Below are 17,765 nucleotides of genomic sequence, written 5' to 3'. Positions count from 1 at the left end.
CGGGTCCGGGGTATTTTTTTATGAGGTTGCGCGTTTGAAAAACAGCAGGTAGCTGACGGGCAGAGCGACGCCCCAAGCCCAGCCTTGGGCGTTTTGATTACCGATCTCGGTTACGCCCCGCATGAGTGGCTGAACGCTCACCAGCTCCCAGCCTTCCTGGCCCAGACGCACGACCTCGGCCCAGCGCAGAGGGTTGAGCAAGGCGTGGTCGTCGGGTTCCAAGGTGTCTTCTTTGTGTTTGAACATCGCGACGCCCTTGGTGAGGGTTTTGTAGGGGATGTCGATGTTCTCGACATGGTATTCGAAGGACTGTTTTATGCTCATGGTGTGCTCCTGGATCGGTTCGGGGAAAACCGCACCGTTTCAGGGGCAGGGGGAGGGCTTCAATCGAAAATACCCTTACTGGGTACCGTGGATTTCTGCAGTTTCGCTTTACTCCCTATTACTGACCACCAGCTCCTTCAGCTTTCTCTCGTCCACGTACCGCTGCATGATCGACAGCACCAGGCTGTTGATGGCGAGGACCTTCATCGCGCGGGTCACTGCGACGTAGATCAGGTTCAACTCATCGTCGCGCTTGCCTGGGTCGGTGTCGGGGGCCAGCGGGTCCGCGTTGAAGTCGTCGTACAGGCAAACGAAATCCCATTCCAGCCCCTTGGCCTTGTGTGCGGTGGTCAGGGTGATCGTTGCGTCCAGCTCATCGTCAAGGGTCAGTGAGCGAAGCTCGAGGATCCGCGCCGGTAGATCAGGGTAGGTCGAGATGATCTTGATCGAGCGCAGCATTTCACTGTCCTGGCTGATCTCGGCGATCTCCACGTACTGGGTGTAGTCGCGGTAGTCCCGGAGCAGCTTTTTGTTCTGGACGTTTTGGCGCAGGCCTCGGCTGAATGCGTACAGATCCTCCAGGTCGCGCAGCGAGTAACTGTCGATACCGCCTACCCAGTAGAACTTGGGCGCCGGATTATTGCGCACACGCTGCAGGGCATTTTCGATGACGCCGATAACGGTGCGGTGAATGAAAGTGCGGTGAGGAAGGTCCGCCGGGAGGGACTTTTTCACCAGCGTCTGCGGGCCCAGTCCTTGAAGTTTCCGTGTCTCGCCCTTGTAGGAGAGGATGATGTTGGCCACGTGCGCAATCGCGGGGCCGAACCGCCAGCTCTGGGTCAGGTAGTGCTCCTCGGCGCCGACCATCCAGTCGCTGTTCAGGGCATCTTCCGCGCCTCTGAACCGGTAGAGCTGCTGGTGGGGATCGCCGACGATAGCCATTTTGATGCGCTGCCAGTGGGCAATGTCCGCGATCACTGGGTTGATGTCCTGTCCCTCGTCCAGGAGCATGCAGTCGAAGCGCTGGCTCAAATCGGGCTTGCTCAGTTGATACAGCTTCAGGTATCCGTCATGGGGCATCAGCATGCCGGTGTCCTGGAGATCTACCATGCGCCTCCAGACTACTCGCGCCATGTCCAGGCCCTGCTTGAGGAAGCGTTCCTGGGCACTGGTGAGGAACGCCTTGTCGCGGAAGCGCGGGAAGTGCGGTCGGCCGAGTTCCGCGTCGGCGCTGGCCATGTAGTTATTCAGCGTGGCCAGCACGTCACGTACCAACTCCCAGTCTTGGGTATCGAGTCCGCGGGCGATATCAGTCAGACGCAGGTTCTTCGTCTTCTTGTGGGCGTACTGGATGCCGTACACCGCATGAGCCAGGCTGTGGGCGGTCTTGCACACTACGTTGCGGGGGAACTTGCCCTTCGCGGCCTTTTCCACCGAGCTGTTGTAGCAGAGGTAGAGGATTCTCAGGGTAGGGTTCGCCTTGGCAAAGCCCACCAGGGTGGTGGTCTTGCCAGTGCCGGCGAAGGCTCGCACCAGGATCTTCGATGCCTTCGACTGGATGATCGGTGACTGTTCGTGAGTCCACTGCACGGCGGGTCTCCTACAGGTACTTTTTGAAGGTGGATGCTGTGATGCATACCGCTACGCCGAGCAGCGCGGCGCAGGGCAGCAGGATGAGCAAGGGGTTGATGCTGATGGGGATTGCCAGGTAGAGCGTCCAAGGGACGACCGCTAGCGGAATGATGCTGCCGCGCGCCTTGTGGTAGAGGTAGCTGGACTCCCGGCCGGCGCCGAACTTGCGCAGGTCCCGGCGCACCAGGCCGTCCACCAGGCCGGTGAACGCGGCCATCAGGAACAACGGGATCGTCATGACCAGAATCACCAGGCGCACGACGAATGTCAGCACCGTGTACAGCGCGGCCAGGCCGTAGTTCTGCAGCGTGGAGACACCCTGGGCGGTGAGATAGCGAACGTCCAGCGGGCTTCGTGGCCCGGCCTGCGCGATGGTAGTCATGTTGGTCATCCAGTCGACTATCCCGGTCTTCACGAACAACCAGTCATAGGCCAACTGGGCCAGCCAGGTGGCGGTTCGACCAGGCTCCTGCACGACGACGCTGTGTAGCAGCCCCTGCGACAGCCAACTGAGTTCGTACTCGAACATGGCCTGGGCATGCTTCCAGCCCGCGTCAGGCCAGAAGAAATACAGGCAAACCCACTCCACGATGATTGCGCCGACCAGCGAACCGAACATCACGCCGAGAAATTGGAAGGGCGTACTGATGATGGTGCCGACAAGGGTCTTCTGGCTCTCTTGTTGCTGCTCTGCACGTTGAGTGACTTCAGCCATCAGGCGGCATCCTCATCGGCGCCGAGGTGACGGAAATCGTCGACCAGGTCCTGGGGCAGACCATCCTGCAGGGCGGAGTATCCCGGCGCCTCCCACCACTCGCTGTTGGCGGCCTGGCCCTTGCGCATACCGGCAGCCAGCTCCTGCAGGCTTTTCGGCATCGCCTCGTCGGGATCGACCGCCGGCAGCGGCATTCGGATCTTCCAGAGATTGCCGCCCTCGAGCAGCGCGAACGCCTGTCCTTTGGGCAGACCAACGATGTGGGCCGGCTCGAGCATTGGCACGCTGGTCATCTGCACCTGGTCGTGCGAGCTGGAGGTGAAGGCTGCCTTCTTGTTGTTGATCGCGTCGTTGGCGCCGCTCGCTGGCGTGCTGGTGTAGATCTGGACCTTGGGGAGCTGGTTGGTCAAGAGTTCGGCCGTGGCGGTCTCGCGCACCCGCAGCATGAACAGGTTGTTGAAGTTGCCGATGATCTGACCGGCCTTCGCGCGGGAGCCGATCTTGGCCTCGATGTCGCTCATGGTCTGGGTGTAGGCCGTCACCTGCACACCGGCGCCGCCCGCTTTGTTGACCATGGGGATGAACTCGTCGCCAATCAGCTCGTTGAACTCGTCGGCATGCAGGTTGATGCGGACCTTGCCGCCGGCGAGTGAGCCGGGCAGGCCGTCATCGACTCCATGCTTGTAGATGTGACCCGCCACCGAGACCAGGTCGCTGAACATGGAGTTGCCCACCGCGGCGGCGACCTCGGTATCCGATAGTGCGTCGAGGCCGACATAGACCACGGCGCGTTTGCGGATGACCTGCATCCAGTCGAAGATCGGCCGCGGATCGTTGAGGTCTGCGTAGTTGGGCGAAAGCAGCTCCGAGATCCGCCCGGTGGTGAGTTTCTCCAGCAGCGGCAGCAGCGAGGCCACGATCTTGTCGAAGTAAGTCTTGTCGTAGCGCACGGCGCTCTTCAGGCCTTCCATGACCGGGTCGGCGATGCGTTTTTGTGTCAGGTACTGGTCGATGGCCACGACACGGAAGGGCCGCCCTTTCATGTTGAATGGCACGTTCTTGTCGTTGAGCTTGCCCTCGATCTGGATGATGGTGTCCCAGGCCCTGGGATCGTGCTCGCTGATGTATTTCTGCGCATATTCGACGAACAACGCATCGATGTTCACGACGTGGCGGAGGATCTGCTGGTAGTCCGGGCGGATACCCAGCGCGTGCAGCGCGCGGGCGATGATGTTGACGAACCGCCAGGCGAACTCACGGAACGCTGCGCTGTTGCCTTCGCCGGAGAGCTGGCCGGCGACGCGGGTGGCGACCTCGGAGATCCGGCCGAACCGGCCGACGGCGTTGTAGCGTGCCGACAGGTCAGGATGACCGAGATGGAACACGTAGAACTCATCCAGGCGGCCGGCACGCTCGCACTCCACGTACATACGCTTGAGCAGGTCAGCATCGCCTTTCGGGTCGAAGACGATCACCACCTCGTAGTCCGGCTGCTCCTCTGCGCGCCGGCGCCGGTGGCCGTGGTGAACCGTCTGGGTCCGCCGGCCCATCTTCGCCCGCCGGCGTTGGCCCCGGCAGTGGGTGCGGCGAATATCCTGGGTGATGAACAGCTCCGCGAGTCGCGTCTTACCCACCCTCGTAGTGCCGAGTACCAGTGTGTGGCCGACGCGCTCGCCCAGTTGCAGGCCTACGTCCTGTTCGCGCGGCTCGATGCCATGGAGCCTAGGCAAACCGCCCACGGGCGGCAGCGGCCGTGCGGGGTTCCAGGCCACGTCCCAGGTAGTGGCTTTGGCGACCAGCTTCAGGGGGAAAGGGGCGAACTCAAGCTGCTTCTCCAGCCGGCGCGCGCGCTCGTAGAGCGGCGAGGGCTCGACGTAGGAGGCGAACTGGGGCAGGTAGGTATCTGCCAGGCGCTGCGTATGCTTCTGCGTCCAGCGAAATCCTTTACCGATGAACAGGTGTTCGTTGCTGACCGGCATTTCGGCACTGGTCATCGTGTACTTCGGCAGTCGGCGGATGTTCCGCCGGTAGCGGAGCACCACGCCGGCCTGCTTCAGCCGCACGATACCCAGCCAGGCGAAGCCCAGCGCGGCCACGATGCCGAACAGCGGAGTGAGGGCGAACGTCCACGGCGCGACGATGCAGAGCGCGGCCGCGGTGAAGCACACGGTGGTGGTGTAGAGCTCCACGGCAGGCCGCAAGAGCGCTTCCAGCGGGTACTGGCCAGCCATGGGTTACACCTTCAGGCTTGCCGCCGGCTGCAGGCGGCCCGGTCGGCGGCCCTTGGCATGAAGTTCGAGCACCTGTTTCCTGGCTTGCTCTACCTCATGATCAGGCAGCATCTGCTCCAGCAGCTCGCAGAGGGTCGACTCGTCCTCTAAGGCCTTGGACGCCACCTCACCGCCGTAGCGTGAGATCAGGTCGAGCAACCCCTGGTACATGAGTTGGCGTGCCTGAGCGTCGCTCGGCTGCTTGATGACTAGGGTGATCAGGTGAGTAGTCATGAGGACTCCTACTGCTGGATGGCGGTGGGTGTGATGAGGGCGGGGTAGTGCCGCAGTCCGAGCCGGTCGACCAGGTCGTCCGCCGGCGCCGGCAATATCTGAAGTCCTTTCCCCCAGGCACGGATTTCCGTCAGGCGCGCTTCGCTGGCCACGTTCACTGCCAGGCCCACAGCGTGGAGGCCTCGGAGCTCGTCGCCTCGCTCTTTCAGCCAGGTTCGAGACAGCGTGTCGTCGCCGACGAGGAACAGAGGTTGCAGGCCTGGGGCGTTGATGGCGCGCCCCTGAACCTGGCCTGGCGAAAGGCGTGCCGAGCGAACTGGAAACGCACCTGAGCCACGGACACCCAGGTCGCCAGGTCCTGGTGTGGCAGCGGATGGCTGCGGATCCAGGCCCTGGTAGTAGGGGAGCGCTGAGGCTCCGCCCAGGTCTTCTACAATGATCAGCCCGGCGGCCCAGGCTTGAGTCGCGAACGCCGTGCAGAATGCCAGCGTGGCTAGGATCTTCTTCATGGATTGGTCACCAGCAGGTTGACGCCGAGGACTTGGCTGAGGTGGCGGGATACTGTCCTACGGTACTTTGCGGCAGGTTCGCCGCCGGCGGGGCGGTGGTAGCGGCCGGCGACCTGGATCCAGTCCACCGGTTTCCCGGGGGCAGAGGCATACAAGGCGTCCCGCTGCTCGACCAGGATGTCGGAGGTGGCGTCCAGGTTCTTGTACGGATCCAGGGACTCGCAGGGGCTGGAGAAACGATGTCCGTTCCAGCCGATGTTGACCTGGCCGAGGCCGGAATCGACGCTCTTGGCCCCGTAGAGGTTGATCGCCGCGAGTAGCGCGGTGCAGGCGGCGGTGCGGGTCGCGTAGTAGTACGATTTCCCGGCGACGTTCAATGTCCAGGGCCAGGGAACGTATTCGCCGCGCAGCAGGACCTTGCTCTCAGTCAGCGCGACCGAGTAGAGCACCTCGGCCGGAACCCCTTTGGGCAGGGCGATCTGCTTGTACGCCGGCGGTGGATCCACGGCGGCCTGAGCGATGTTGGCCAGGACCAGCAGAGCGGCCAGCTGGAGGGCGCGAATTACAGACGTTGCCATCGGCCGTTCATCTCCTGTACCAGGGCGGGAAGGACCCCGCCCAGTCCCAGGGCCATCCAGCGGCCCTCGTCATGATTGAGCGTGATCTGCTTGCTGCGAACCTTCTTCGGATCGACGCCGGCGAGGATTGCCCAGTGCCGCACTCGCTCTGCGTCGTTCTGGCTACCGACGAAGTAGAGATCGAACTCCTTGTTCTGCTGTTGCAGGTCGCGGACCCGCTGGATGCAGGCGGTGCAGTTGTCCTGGACGAACAGAGCCAGGCGTCCGCTGCTCTGCAGCGCCGGGCTCATTTTCGGCGCGCCCGACGGGGTGGCCGTGCTGCTTTCGGTGAGGCGGATCACCCCCTCGCCTGGATAGGCGCGGGCGAAGGCTTCGTCGTATGCGCGCTGGTAGGCGAGTTCCTTCTCGACCCGGCGCCGTTCGGCCTGGACCTGTAGATCGGCATACCGCCGCCGTTCCTCTGCCGATCGCGCCTCGATGCCCAGCGCGGTCAGCGGGTCAATGCCAGGCGAGTACACGCCCCGGGGGCCTTGCATGAGCGTCTGGTAGCGGGTCCATTCCTGTTGGTTCAGCCCCCACTCCTGGGCCAGGTCGCTCTGAGAGGTCTGCTGTTTCAGCGTGTCGAGTTGGCTACCGGACAGCTGGCTGCTGGCCTCTCGGCTTGCCGCAGCCTCCTGGCCGACTGCTGGATAGCTCAGCAGCAGCACCAGGCCGGACAGGAGCGATACGGTTCTGTTCATGGGCGGGGTCCTATGGTTGGATGCGGACGCTGCGCGAGGCGCCGGCGACGTCGAAGTGCGCGGTACGATCGTCAAGGTCGGTCAGGCGCCAGGTCGTGCCGGCGACGGCATCGCCCTGGCGAATGAGGTAGATCTGGCTGAGCTGGGTGGATCCCGGAGGTGCAACCGACAGAAACCGTTCGCCCCCGCGATACTCCACGCCGAGGATTGAGAAGGGCGGAGGCTCGATCGGCTTGGGTTTCGGCTTGGGCTTGACAGGGAAGGCACCGCGCTTCGGTGGAGGCACGATCAGCGGCGGAGCCTTGGCTTGCTTCTCTTGCAGCGTGCGGACAGAACCGTCCAGCGTCTCCACTGTTGCCTTGAGCACCCGGAGATCGCCGGCCGAGGCGGTGGTTTGAGCCAGGTTCTCGACGGCGTCGGAGGCCTGCTTGGCGAAGGCCTGCGCGGCGTCAATGCGGTTGGACAGCGCCTGCTGGCCTGAGCGGAAGTCCTCGTTGCTGACCAGGTGCTGTCCATCCACGGCGTCGAGGCGCTCGTCGACTCGATTCAAGCGAGCCAGGATCGCCTCTAGCGAGGTCTTTTCCGCGGCACTGTCTACGCCTGATCGGAGCTGAATGAGTTGGTACTGCTGGTAGCCCAGCAGGCCGGCCATTGCCGCCAGGCAGAGGCCAAGAATCATCGATGCAGGAGATGGGCGTTTCATGAGGGTCCTCGCGCGAAGCTGAGGGCAACCTCTCAAAAGACCCGTACTGGGTGCAGCAAGAAATACTCGGTGGGAGGGCGGGGTATTTTTTCGGGCGGGATCCAAGGGGATCACGGGGGCGGATGTCGCCTCCTTGGCAACCATGCCAAGACGTCATTGGCCGACTACTCCGACTTCTACAATTGGCACAGGCCGTGTTACTGCTTCTTCTCCCGTGCCGCGGCTGCCATCAGGATACGCCGCTGTCTGGCACAGATCGGACACCATGATCCGCGCAATATGGCTTCTCCCATGGCCTTCCAGTCGTGGCCCTGGCTGCAACGGAACCAATAGCGCCAGTTCAACCCAACAAATTCCTCGATCAGACATTCCCCACCTTGGCGAGACACCTTGGCCTTGAGCTGTTTCAATCTGTCGCGTTGCTTGGACTGAATATTGCATTGGGGCATTCTGACCGCTGAAGCAGATCCTTGCCTGTTCGTACCCAGTGGTGCCCCATTGAGCATCGGAAACGATGGCTGGCTTTAGCTCCAAGCCAACGTTTTTCGAGGCAGGTCACTCCTGCCGCACGAGCGATATCGAATAACCGTTGATCATGGGCTTGCGCTGCACAGGCCGGGCAACCCCGGGAAAGAGAACTAATGCGACTGCTGAAAACATGCCCTTCCCGGCAGCGGAATTGATATTTGAACGGCCATCCTTTCCATTCACTGTCCAGACAACGCAAATCATGCAGGGTAAGAAGCTGGCGGAGTTTGCCTGAGCGCTCTACAGGAGAATCATAAGGGATGTCGCCGACATTTTGCGACGGCTTGAGCGTCTCCATGTTCAATTCTCGGCTGTGCCCAAGGGATCACTGGCGATCAGGCTGGCACCGCATGCCGTTTTCATACCGTGAAGGGCGATCGGAACCCCATCCACTTCCAACAATGCACTGCCTTCGCTTATGGGGAAGGTTCCCATGCACAAGGGGCAAACCACTGTTGATGGCGAGGATCTTCATCGCGCGGGTCACCGCGACGTAAATCAGATTCAGCTCATCGTCACGCTTGCCCGGGTCCGTGTCGGGGGCCAGCGGATCCGCGTTGAAGTCGTCGTACAGGCAGACGAAATCCCATTCCAGCCCCTTGGCCTTGTGTGCGGTGGTCAAGGTGATTGTTGCGTCGAGCTCATCGTCAAGGGTCAGTGAGCGAAGCTCGAGGATCCGCGCCGGTAGATCAGGGTAGGTCGAGATGATCTTGATCGAGCGCAGCATTTCACTGTCCTGGCTGTTCTCGGCGATCTCCACGTACTGGGTGTAGTCGCGGTAGTCCCTGAGCAGCTTTTTGTTCTGGACGTTTTGGCGCAGGCCTCGGCTGAATGCGTACAGGTCCTCCAGGTCGCGCAGAGAGTAACTGTCGATACCGCCTACCCAGTAGAACTTGGGCGCCGGATGATTGCGCACCCGCTGCAGGGCATTCTCGATGACGCCGATAACGGTGCGGTGAATGAAAGTGCGGTGAGGAAGGTCCGCCGGGAGGGACTTTTTCACCAGTGTCTGCGGACCCAGTCCTTGAAGTTTCCGGGTCTCGCCCTTGTAGGAGAGGATGATGTTGGCCACGTGTGCGATCGCGGGGCCGAATCGCCAGCTCTGGGTCAGGTAGTGCTCCTCGGCGCCGGCCATCCAGTCGCTGCTCAGGGCATCTTCCGCGCCCCTGAACCGGTAGAGCTGCTGATGGGGATCGCCGACGATAGCCATTCTGATGCGCTGCCAATGGGCAATGTCCGCGATCACTGGGTTGATGTCCTGCCCCTCGTCCAAGAGCATGCAGTCGAAGCGCTGGCTCAAATCGGGCTTGCTCAGTTGATACAGCTTCAGGTACCGTCGTCGCGCCAGTCACGGAATCGCTGATACACCGTCGACCACAGGCAGAAGCGTTCCGGCAGGTCGCGCCAAGCGGCTCCAGAGCACAGAATCCAGAAGATGCCGTTGAGTACCAGCCGATTATCACTGCGCGGGCGTCCCATCTTCTGCTCCGGGGAAACCAAATCCTTGATCAACTCCCAAGCGGCATCGGGGAGTTCGTAGCGCCTTGCCATGTGGGCCTCCAGCCAATCATGGCGGCGATTCTACCTGTACCGACTTTTCGTACAGAGCCTAGGCCATGAATACAAACTTCACCTGAGCATAATTTTACGTGGAATTTCATTTGCCTGACGCAGTCCGCAAACTTTCCGCTCCGAGAGTGTCAGCGTGCCCCGCTCCTCCGTTGTCGGCCGTGGATGCCCCTGGTTCATGCTCCGCCTGGTGTACCCATTGCCGCAGGATTCTCTCTGTTCAGCTGATCCTCGGATATATCGACTTGATGGTTATCCAACACGGCTCGTGCTGATACTCCAGCACCAAGCGAATCACCTGTTCTTTCATTTCCGATGAATATTTCTGTGTGCTCTTTGTCACTCCATCCTCTCAAGAGTTGGAGCCTCCGGGAACTTCGGACGGTTCAGGTATTTGTCTGCGTCAAATTGCCTCGGTCATCCATTTTTTTTGTCTACCGTCAGACGATTTAAGTCTGAAATCTGCCTTCGCATGCTCGTTTTTTGTTGGGCTATCGCAGGTCTGGGCACGGATTTTTTGCGCCTCTAGCGCTGACCATACTTTTTCTGAATACCACATGTTTTATATGGTCTTTCCTTGCTCTGGGGGCTAGGTAAGACTCCCTCTCACGTCGAAACGGCTCGGGGCCCCGGCCGGATGTGACGAGCCTGCCCTATACGAGCTGACTCCATCGGACGCCCCGTGGCTGGTCGAAGGAGGCTGGGCGGACCAACGGGAGATGAAATCCCTCTTAAAAGTTGCGAGCCATAAATGCAGTACGCAAGCAAGTGGGTATTCGGATTCCTCTACATGATCTTGTTTCAAAGGACATGCAGCCAGGAGAAGGGACATGAGCAACACAAGCGGCGGAGTGAAGGGCAAGGACATCCAGATTGCCAAGGAGGTAGCTGTCTCGCAGGACTTCGAAACGCCAGAAACCATTTTCAGGCGGAGCTCGGTCAGGCTCGCCAACATCCGCAAGGCCGGTGAGTCCAAGCGTACCGCCAACGACAGCCAACTGGTTTGGTTTGACAGTGCTCAGTTGGCCAGCAATCGCCCCGACGATGGCATCTTCGTCCGTGTTATCAACTCACTCTACACTGGTATCGTCCTCTACATGGATAACCTCGCCGAACTGCTCCCCGCCGTGCCGGCACGCATGCACGTGGTGCTGCGCCTACGCAACGCCGCAGAGCTCAAGGCCTTCCGTGAGGGCCCGAAATTCGAAGCCTTCAAGAAGGGCGCCACCGCCCGCAACCGCTCCGTCGCCCTGAATGACGCCGAGGCCCTGGCTGAATTGGGCCAGGACGGCTTGCTCACCTGCTTCACCAGCTACGTGGACGACCGCGACAGCTTGCTCGGCGCCATCGACCAGGGGCTGCGCTTCAACTACCTGTGGATCCTCTTCCGCGACCCCACCAACATTCCCCTGGAGCTGGTGATCGCCTCGCTGCAGCCCACCTCCACCGTGCTCATGAAGGAGATCAAGGCGTCCTCCGACGTCGACGACGCCATCGTTTCCTACGGGGTGATGGAATACGGCGCCGAAGGGGTGATCTTCTCCCCCCGCGACCACGGCGTGATGAGCGAATTCCTCGCCCGCATGTCCCAGGCGCAGAGCTACGCCAACCTCAACATCCAGGTCGGTACCGTCATCGATAGCCGCCCCGTCGGCATGGGCTATCGCGCCTGCATCGACGCCGCCACCCTGTTCGAGCCCGACGAAGGCATGCTGGTCGGCAGCACCTCCCAGGGCGGCGTGCTCTGCTGCCCCGAGGTCTACTTCCTGCCCTACATGGAGCTACGGCCCTTCCGCGTCAACGCCGGTGCCGTGCACTCCTACGTGTTCAACACCGACAACCGCACCGATTACATGAGCGAGCTCAAGGCCGGCTCGCCGATCATGATCGTCAACTCCAAGGGTCGGGTCCGTCGTGCCGCCGTCGGCCGCATGAAGATCGAGCAGCGCCCGCTGCGCCTGATCGAAGTGGAGTTCTCCGGCAAGGAGCGGGTCAACGTCCTCATGCAGGACGACTGGCATGTGCGCATCTTCTCCGACGCCGCCAAGCCCCTGAACATTTCCGAGCTCAAGCCCGGCGACAAGGTCCTCGGCTACGTCACCGAGCCCGGGCGCCACGTCGGCATCAAGATCAACGAATCGATCATCGAGAAATAGAGGGCGCCATGAGCTACATCAGCAGAGTTCTCCGAGAACGGCGGCTGCTGTTCCCGGCCTCGCGCCGCGGCCTGATCGTCCCCATCGACCACGGCCTGACCCTCGGACCGATTGCCGGCATGACCCAGACCGCCGACTTCGAGAAGTGGATCGGCAGCGACCACATCAGCGCCATCATTGCCCACAAGGGCCTGATCGAGCGGCTCATCCTGCGGGACATGCTGCACCCGGCCACCGGCATCATTCTTCACCTCAACGGCATGGCCAGCATCGCCCCCGAGCCCGACACCAAGATCCCCGTCGCCAGCGTCGACGCAGCGCTGGAGCTGGGAGCGGACGCGGTGTCCCTGCAGGTCAACTTCACCGAGGACAACTTCCAGCACAACGTCGCCCAGCTCGGCGCCATGACCGACGCCGCCCACGCCGCCGGCCTGCCCATCCTCACCATGCTCTACGACAAGGTGCGCGGGCTCACCGCCCAGGAGCGTCAGCGGCGCCTCAGCCACCTGGTGCGGGTGGTCGCTGAACTCGGCTCCGACGCCGTCAAGCTGGCCCTGCCGGAAACCAGCGTCGAATGCACCGAACTGGTGGAGACCCACTGCCGCGACATCCGCATCTTCTTCGCCGGCGGCGAGCGCACCGAGGACGAACGGCTGCTGGCCATGACCCACGCCATGCTCGCCAGTGGCGCCGCCGGGCTCTGCGTCGGGCGCAACGTCTTCCAGCACCCCCGTCCCCTCGACCTGCTGCGCCGCCTGGCGGACTGCATCCGGGGCGAAACGGAATACCTCAGCCGCGCCGTGTGAATGGAACTCAACCGACGGCCGCCCCGCGGCCGTCCAGGAGAAGGTCAATGGAACACCTCGACATGCGCGCCGACGGCCGCAACGACTACGTGCTGTCCCCCCTCTGGACGGACCTCTTCCCCGAGGGTCTGCTCGGCCAGCTCAGGGCCAACCCCTTCCTCGTGGCCTGCCGCAACGGCGTGGTCAGCCTCGATCAGCTGCGCCACTTCCTCATCCAGCACCACTACTACTCCCAGTACTTCACCCGCTACCTGTGCGCCCTCATGGGCAGCCTGGCCGACCAGGGCGAGTTCAAGGCCCTGTCCCACAACCTCACCGAAGAGCTCTCCGGTGGCGACAGCGTCGACATCTCCCACGCCGAGCTGTACCGCCGCTCCATGGACCTGATGGCCGCCGCCCCGCGCAGCCTCCCGCTGCTGGACGGCACCCGCCAGCTCATCGATGCCATGTTCCGCCACTGCCGCAGCAGCGATCCGCTGGACGGCCTGGCCGCGCTCTGCCTCGGCGCCGAAGCCATCGTCCCGCTGATCTACGGTCCGGTGCTCGACGCCCTGCGCAGCCACAACGCCCCGGCCGAGGCCGAGCACTTCTTCGTCCTGCACATCGAAGAGGACGAGCAGCACGCCATCGTCATGCGCGACATCATCGACCGCATGCTCGGCGAGCGGCCCTACCTGCGCAGCCGCGTCATCGCCATCGGCGAAGAGATGATCCACCTGCGCATGAACATGCTCGCCGAACTGGTCGGGCAGGGCGGCGGCACCGGCCAGGCGGCCCAGGGCACCCTCACCAGCCCCGACGCCCTCCAGGCCCTGCGCGCCGACGCCAGCCTCGGCAGCGCCAACTTCCTCGACCGCTGCCTGGCCCTGAGCACCACCGGCGACCAGCCGTTCCTGTTCCTCGACCGGCCGCTGCAACTCCTGCAGGGTGCTCCGGTCAGCGCCCTCGGCCTCAACGACCTGCAGCGCCACCGCATGGCCCTGGCCGACTGGTACCTGCAACAGGGCGTCAAGCCCGGCGACGTGGTGGCCGTCAGCGTTGAGGACGGGCTCATGCCCATGCTCCACTACCTCGCCCTCACCAGCCTCGGCGCTGCCATCTCCCTGATGAACCCGGCCATGCCCGCCGAGTTCGGCCTCGCCTACATGGCCGAGAACGGCTTCGAGCGCCTGGTCACCGACAGCGCCACCCTGGCCACCAGCGCCTTCGTCCGCCAATGGCGCAACCAGGCGCCCCAGGCCGTGCTCGACGTCAGCCTGTCGCGCCTCGACCCGGACCCGCAGCTGCCCGCCTGGTGGCCGCTGGAGCCCGAGGACTCGACCTTAGTCATGCTCAGCCACACCTCCGGCACCACCGGCCTACCCAAGGCCGTGCGCTTCGAGCACCGGCAGTTTTTCATGGGCAAGCGCGCCCGCATCGGCCGCTTCGCCGAAGGCCCCGACGAGCGCCTGCTGACCGCCCTGCCGCAGTCCCACTCGGCGGCCATCAGCCACCTGGAGACGGCCATCCTCCACGGCATCCCCACCTACGTGCTGGGCACCCAGGACGGCCAGGCCCTGCGCGAAGCCATCCGCTACTTCCAGCCCACCACCGTGGTCGCCTTCCCGCGCAGCTACGTCCTGCTGGTGGACGGCGGCATCCACCCCGGCGAATTCCCCGGCGTGCGCCGCTGGTTCGCCATGGGCGACGCCTCCCACCAGAGCCACGTGCGCGCCATCCTCGACGGCGCCCCGCAGTCGCGCTTCATCGACGCCTTCGGCAGCTCCGAGCTGGGCATGGCCCTGTTCCGCAGCGAATCCACCCGCGAATCCCTGGCCGACCAGCGCTCCATCGGCCGCCCGGTGGACATCGCCGTGGCCAAGGTCCTCGCCCCCCGCAGCGGCGAAGAGGTGAAACCTGGCGAAGTCGGCCTGCTGGCCGTGCGCTCGCCCACCGTCACCTCCGGCTACTGGAAGCAGCCGCAGAAGACCGTCGAAGCCTGGCGCGGCGGCTACTTCCTCACCGGAGACGTCGCCTACTGTCGCGACGGCGAGTTCTTCCAGATCGACCGCGCCGTGGACGTCATCGAAGCCACTGGCGGTGCCCTCTACACCCTGCAGCTGGAAGAGGCCGCGCAGCAGGTGGATGGCGTCTGCGACGTCACCGTGGTCGGCGTCAACCCCGCTCACGCCGAGGGCACCCGCGTGCTCGCCATCGTCCTGCCCGAACGGCAGGCGCTGGACCAGGCCGCCACCCTGGCCGCCCGCGTCCTGTCCGCCCTGCACCAGGCGGCCGCGCGCCGGGGCGTGACCCTGGCGAACGGCGAACTGGCCGTGGCCGTGGCCAGCGACCTCGCGTTCCTCCCCGTCGGCGCCACCGGCAAGGTCCTCAAGCGCCGCCTGCGTGGTCTGGCCGAGACCCTGCTGGCCGGCCAGCACGAGCAGGCCCTGCTGCACCTGCAGCGCCAGGCTGGGGAATCCGAACGCCCGCTGGCTTCCACCGGAACCGAGCGCTGAGCGCGCACCAACCAACAAGGACCGAACCATGACCCAGGCCACCTTCCAACCCGACGCCCTCGCCTCGGTGCGCCAGCGGCTCGCCGACGCCCAGGCCGACCAGCAGGACGAATACGAATGCATGGGGCGCCGCTTCGTCGTCCGGGACGGCGTATTCCCGCCCACCCACTTCCAGTCCACCGGCATCTTCACCCGCCACCTGCCCTATCCCCAGGGCGGGCGCTTCCTAGAGATCGGCTGCGGGGCCGGCGTCACCGCCGTCACCGCCGCCCTCGAAGGCTGCGCCGTGGTGGTGGCCAGCGACATCAGCGCCGATGCCGTCGCCAACACCCGCGCCAACGCCAACCGGCACGGCGTCGCCGCGCGGGTGTCTATCCGCCAGGGCGACCTGTTCGACGTGCTGGAGGAAGACGAGCGCTTCGACGTCATCTTCTGGAACTCCAACTTCGTCTTCGTCGAAGCCGACCATGTGTTCGACGCCGCCATCATGCTGGCCTTCTGCGACCCGGGGTACGCCGCGCACCGGCGCTTCCTCGACGAAGCCCCGCGCCACCTCGCCCTCGGCGGCATGCTGCTGATGGGCTTCAGCAGCCAGGGCGACGGCCAGGCCCTGAAGGCCCTGCTGCGCGAGCACGGCTACGCCTCACGGGTGATCGCCTCGGTCAGCGGCCAGGGCGACGGCGCGCCGCGCTACGACATCCTCCAGCTCCTGCCGGGTGCCCAAGCACCGGCCGGGGCCTGAGCCCCACGGGAGCGATCGCCATGCACGACACCCACGCCCTCAAGGCCCCGGTGGCCATCGTCGGTGGCGGCCCGGTGGGGATGATGCTCGCCCTGTTCCTGGACCGTCACGGCGTGCCGGTGGTGCTGTTCAACAGCGAGCGCACCACCCGCTGGCACCCCAAGGGCAACACCCACAACGCCCGCACCATGGAGCACTACCGGCGGCTCGGGTTGTCCGACGGCATCCGCCGGCTCGGCCTGCCCGCTGACCACCCCCGGGACGTCGCCTACTTCACCCGCGTCAACGGCTGGGAGCTGGCGCGCCTGGACATGCCATCCGAGCGCGAGCGCCTGCAGGCGGCCCGCCAGGCGCCCGACACCGACCAGGTGCCCGAGCCCTTGCTGCGGGCCAACCAGATGTACGTCGAGCGCTTCCTGCTAGAACATCTGCGCACCCGCCCCAGCATCCAGCTGCGTTTCGGCTGGCGGGTCGACGACTTCCAGCAGGACGCCGACGGCGTCAGCCTGCACGCCGTCGACAGCGCTGGGCAGGCCGCCGACGAGCACTGGCGCGCCGACTACATGGTGGGCTGCGACGGCGGCCACAGCTTCGTCCGCCGTCGCCTGGGCATCGGCTACATCGGCCCGGACGGCAGCACCGGCGGCTTCCTCAGCGGGCGCATGTTCTCCAGCCACATGCGCATCCCCGACTTGCACCGGCGCCTGCTGCCGGACCGCAAGGCCTGGATGTACAACGTCGTCGCCCCGGAGGGGCGCCTGCTGCTGATCAGCCTGGACGGCGCCGATGAGTTCCTGCTCATGACCCAGGCCCGCAGCCACGACGAGATGCCCCAGGACGACGCGGTGATCCGCGCCATCCAGCGGGGCATCGGCGAGCCCGTCGAGGTCAGCGTGTTGGCCCATGCCGTCTGGCACGGCGGCCTGGCCCTGGTGGCCGAGCGCTTCGCCGACCGCCGGGTGCTGCTGGCCGGCGACGCCACCCACCTGTTCTCGCCCACCGGCGGCTTCGGCATGAACACCGGCATCGACGGCGCCGCCAACCTCGCGTGGAAGCTCGCAGCCGTCGTGCAGGGCTGGGCCGGCGACGGGCTCCTGGCCACCTACGAGCTGGAGCGCCGCCCGGTCACCCTGCGCAACACCCACGCCGCCCGGCGCCTCACCCAGCGCGTCGGCCAGGTGGACGTGCCCGCCGAGGTCGAGGACCCGGGGCCCGCCGGCCAGCAGGCGCGGGCGCGCCTGGGAGAGGCGCTGCAGCAGTTCCGCGGGCAGTTCGCCTCCCTCGGCGTCGAGCTGGGCGCCCGCTACGACGGCTCGCCGATCCTCTGGCCGGACGACGGCACGCCCCCCGAGGACGACCCGCTGCTCTACCGCCCCAGCACCTTGCCGGGCGGGCGCCTGCCACACCTGTGGATCGCCGACGGCAGCACCGGCCGGTGCTCGGTGTTCGACCGACTGGGCGTCGGCTTCACCCTCTTGCGCAATGGCCCGCAGGCCCCCGAGGCCACGCGCCTGGTGGAAGCGGCGCGGGCCCGTGGCATTCCCCTGGAGGTGGTCGACCTGCCGTCCACTGCCTTCACCTTCTACGCAGTGCAACTGCTGCTGGTCCGACCCGACCAGCACATCGGCTGGCGCGGCGACGTCCTGCCGGAGGATGCCGGCGCGTTGCTGGATCGCCTCGTCGGGCAGGGCGTGGCGGGCATCCAATCCCCCGGCCCAGTGCTGGGCTGCGTATTCAGTGCAGTGGGCTGATCGACAACCTGAT

The 17,765-nt window shown here is 64.6% G+C and carries 15 protein-coding genes and 3 pseudogenes; 5 read left to right on the top strand and 13 right to left on the bottom strand.

Features of this window, described 5'->3' with window-relative positions; all coding sequences use genetic code 11:
- Positions 1-18 precede the first annotated feature (18 nt).
- The 13 genes and pseudogenes from LE197_RS17695 to LE197_RS17635 form a co-directional block, all read right to left on the bottom strand.
- Positions 19-324: a hypothetical protein gene (locus LE197_RS17695; protein WP_009316299.1), complete on the bottom strand. Its 306-nt coding sequence runs from the start codon at positions 322-324 to the stop codon at positions 19-21.
- 108 nt (positions 325-432) lie between these two features.
- Positions 433-1,914, bottom strand: coding sequence for a UvrD-helicase domain-containing protein (locus LE197_RS17690; RefSeq protein ID WP_009316300.1), 1,482 nt, complete (start codon positions 1,912-1,914; stop codon positions 433-435).
- A gap of 10 nt (positions 1,915-1,924) precedes the next feature.
- Positions 1,925-2,671, bottom strand: a complete 747-nt coding sequence (locus LE197_RS17685) for a TIGR03747 family integrating conjugative element membrane protein (RefSeq protein ID WP_009316301.1) — start codon at positions 2,669-2,671, stop codon at positions 1,925-1,927.
- A complete protein-coding gene (gene traD, locus LE197_RS17680) occupies positions 2,671-4,902 on the bottom strand; it encodes a type IV conjugative transfer system coupling protein TraD (RefSeq protein WP_128666258.1) in 2,232 nt (743 codons plus the stop codon). The genes LE197_RS17685 and traD overlap by 1 nt, the downstream gene beginning before the upstream one ends.
- A gap of 3 nt (positions 4,903-4,905) precedes the next feature.
- A complete protein-coding gene (locus LE197_RS17675; RefSeq protein ID WP_009316303.1) occupies positions 4,906-5,175 on the bottom strand; it encodes a hypothetical protein in 270 nt (89 codons plus the stop codon).
- A gap of 8 nt (positions 5,176-5,183) precedes the next feature.
- Positions 5,184-5,684, bottom strand: coding sequence for an integrating conjugative element protein (locus LE197_RS17670; RefSeq protein WP_058343493.1), 501 nt, complete (start codon positions 5,682-5,684; stop codon positions 5,184-5,186).
- Positions 5,681-6,262, bottom strand: coding sequence for a lytic transglycosylase (locus LE197_RS17665; protein ID WP_073662701.1), 582 nt, complete (start codon positions 6,260-6,262; stop codon positions 5,681-5,683). Before LE197_RS17665 ends, LE197_RS17670 begins: the two co-directional genes overlap by 4 nt.
- The gene (locus LE197_RS17660; RefSeq protein ID WP_073662702.1) at positions 6,247-7,002 is read right to left on the bottom strand and encodes a TIGR03759 family integrating conjugative element protein; all 756 of its coding nucleotides are present in this window, start codon (positions 7,000-7,002) and stop codon (positions 6,247-6,249) included. Before LE197_RS17660 ends, LE197_RS17665 begins: the two co-directional genes overlap by 16 nt.
- 10 nt (positions 7,003-7,012) lie before the next feature.
- Positions 7,013-7,705, bottom strand: coding sequence for a hypothetical protein (locus tag LE197_RS17655; RefSeq protein WP_058171243.1), 693 nt, complete (start codon positions 7,703-7,705; stop codon positions 7,013-7,015).
- 406 nt (positions 7,706-8,111) lie between these two features.
- Complete coding sequence (locus LE197_RS17650) at positions 8,112-8,531, bottom strand: hypothetical protein (protein WP_128666259.1); 420 nt, start codon at positions 8,529-8,531, stop codon at positions 8,112-8,114.
- 2 nt (positions 8,532-8,533) lie between these two features.
- Positions 8,534-8,686: pseudogene (locus tag LE197_RS17645) on the bottom strand (PAAR domain-containing protein); the annotation flags it as partial.
- Positions 8,685-9,566 (bottom strand): annotated as a pseudogene (locus LE197_RS17640) (3'-5' exonuclease); the annotation flags it as partial. The pseudogenes LE197_RS17640 and LE197_RS17645, both read right to left, overlap by 2 nt.
- A pseudogene (locus LE197_RS17635) lies at positions 9,563-9,784 on the bottom strand (transposase); the annotation flags it as partial. The pseudogenes LE197_RS17635 and LE197_RS17640, both read right to left, overlap by 4 nt.
- Positions 9,785-10,632: 848 nt before the next feature.
- Here LE197_RS17635 and LE197_RS17630 point away from each other — a divergent pair.
- Genes LE197_RS17630 through LE197_RS17610 form a run of 5 tightly spaced genes read left to right on the top strand, consistent with a single transcriptional unit; the run spans position 10,633 to position 17,752 of the window.
- Positions 10,633-11,958 (top strand): 3-dehydroquinate synthase II, encoded by a 1,326-nt coding sequence (locus LE197_RS17630; protein ID WP_079389511.1) that lies wholly within the window; start codon positions 10,633-10,635, stop codon positions 11,956-11,958.
- Between the two features lie 8 nt (positions 11,959-11,966).
- The gene (locus tag LE197_RS17625; RefSeq protein WP_042933797.1) at positions 11,967-12,764 is read left to right on the top strand and encodes a class I fructose-bisphosphate aldolase; all 798 of its coding nucleotides are present in this window, start codon (positions 11,967-11,969) and stop codon (positions 12,762-12,764) included.
- A gap of 47 nt (positions 12,765-12,811) precedes the next feature.
- On the top strand, positions 12,812-15,259 hold the full coding sequence (locus LE197_RS17620) for an AMP-binding protein (protein ID WP_052180572.1): 2,448 nt from the start codon (positions 12,812-12,814) through the stop codon (positions 15,257-15,259).
- A gap of 28 nt (positions 15,260-15,287) precedes the next feature.
- Positions 15,288-16,001: a methyltransferase gene (locus tag LE197_RS17615; RefSeq protein ID WP_052180571.1), complete on the top strand. Its 714-nt coding sequence runs from the start codon at positions 15,288-15,290 to the stop codon at positions 15,999-16,001.
- Between the two features lie 20 nt (positions 16,002-16,021).
- A complete protein-coding gene (locus tag LE197_RS17610) occupies positions 16,022-17,752 on the top strand; it encodes an FAD-dependent monooxygenase (RefSeq protein WP_052180570.1) in 1,731 nt (576 codons plus the stop codon).
- The last annotated feature ends 13 nt before the right edge of the window (positions 17,753-17,765 follow it).

This window comes from Pseudomonas sp. PS1(2021) (genome assembly GCF_020405165.1).
GTDB classification, from domain to species: domain Bacteria; phylum Pseudomonadota; class Gammaproteobacteria; order Pseudomonadales; family Pseudomonadaceae; genus Pseudomonas; species Pseudomonas aeruginosa.
The sequence above is the reverse complement of the archived record's forward strand: the minus strand, read 5'-3'. Positions and strand labels throughout refer to the sequence as shown.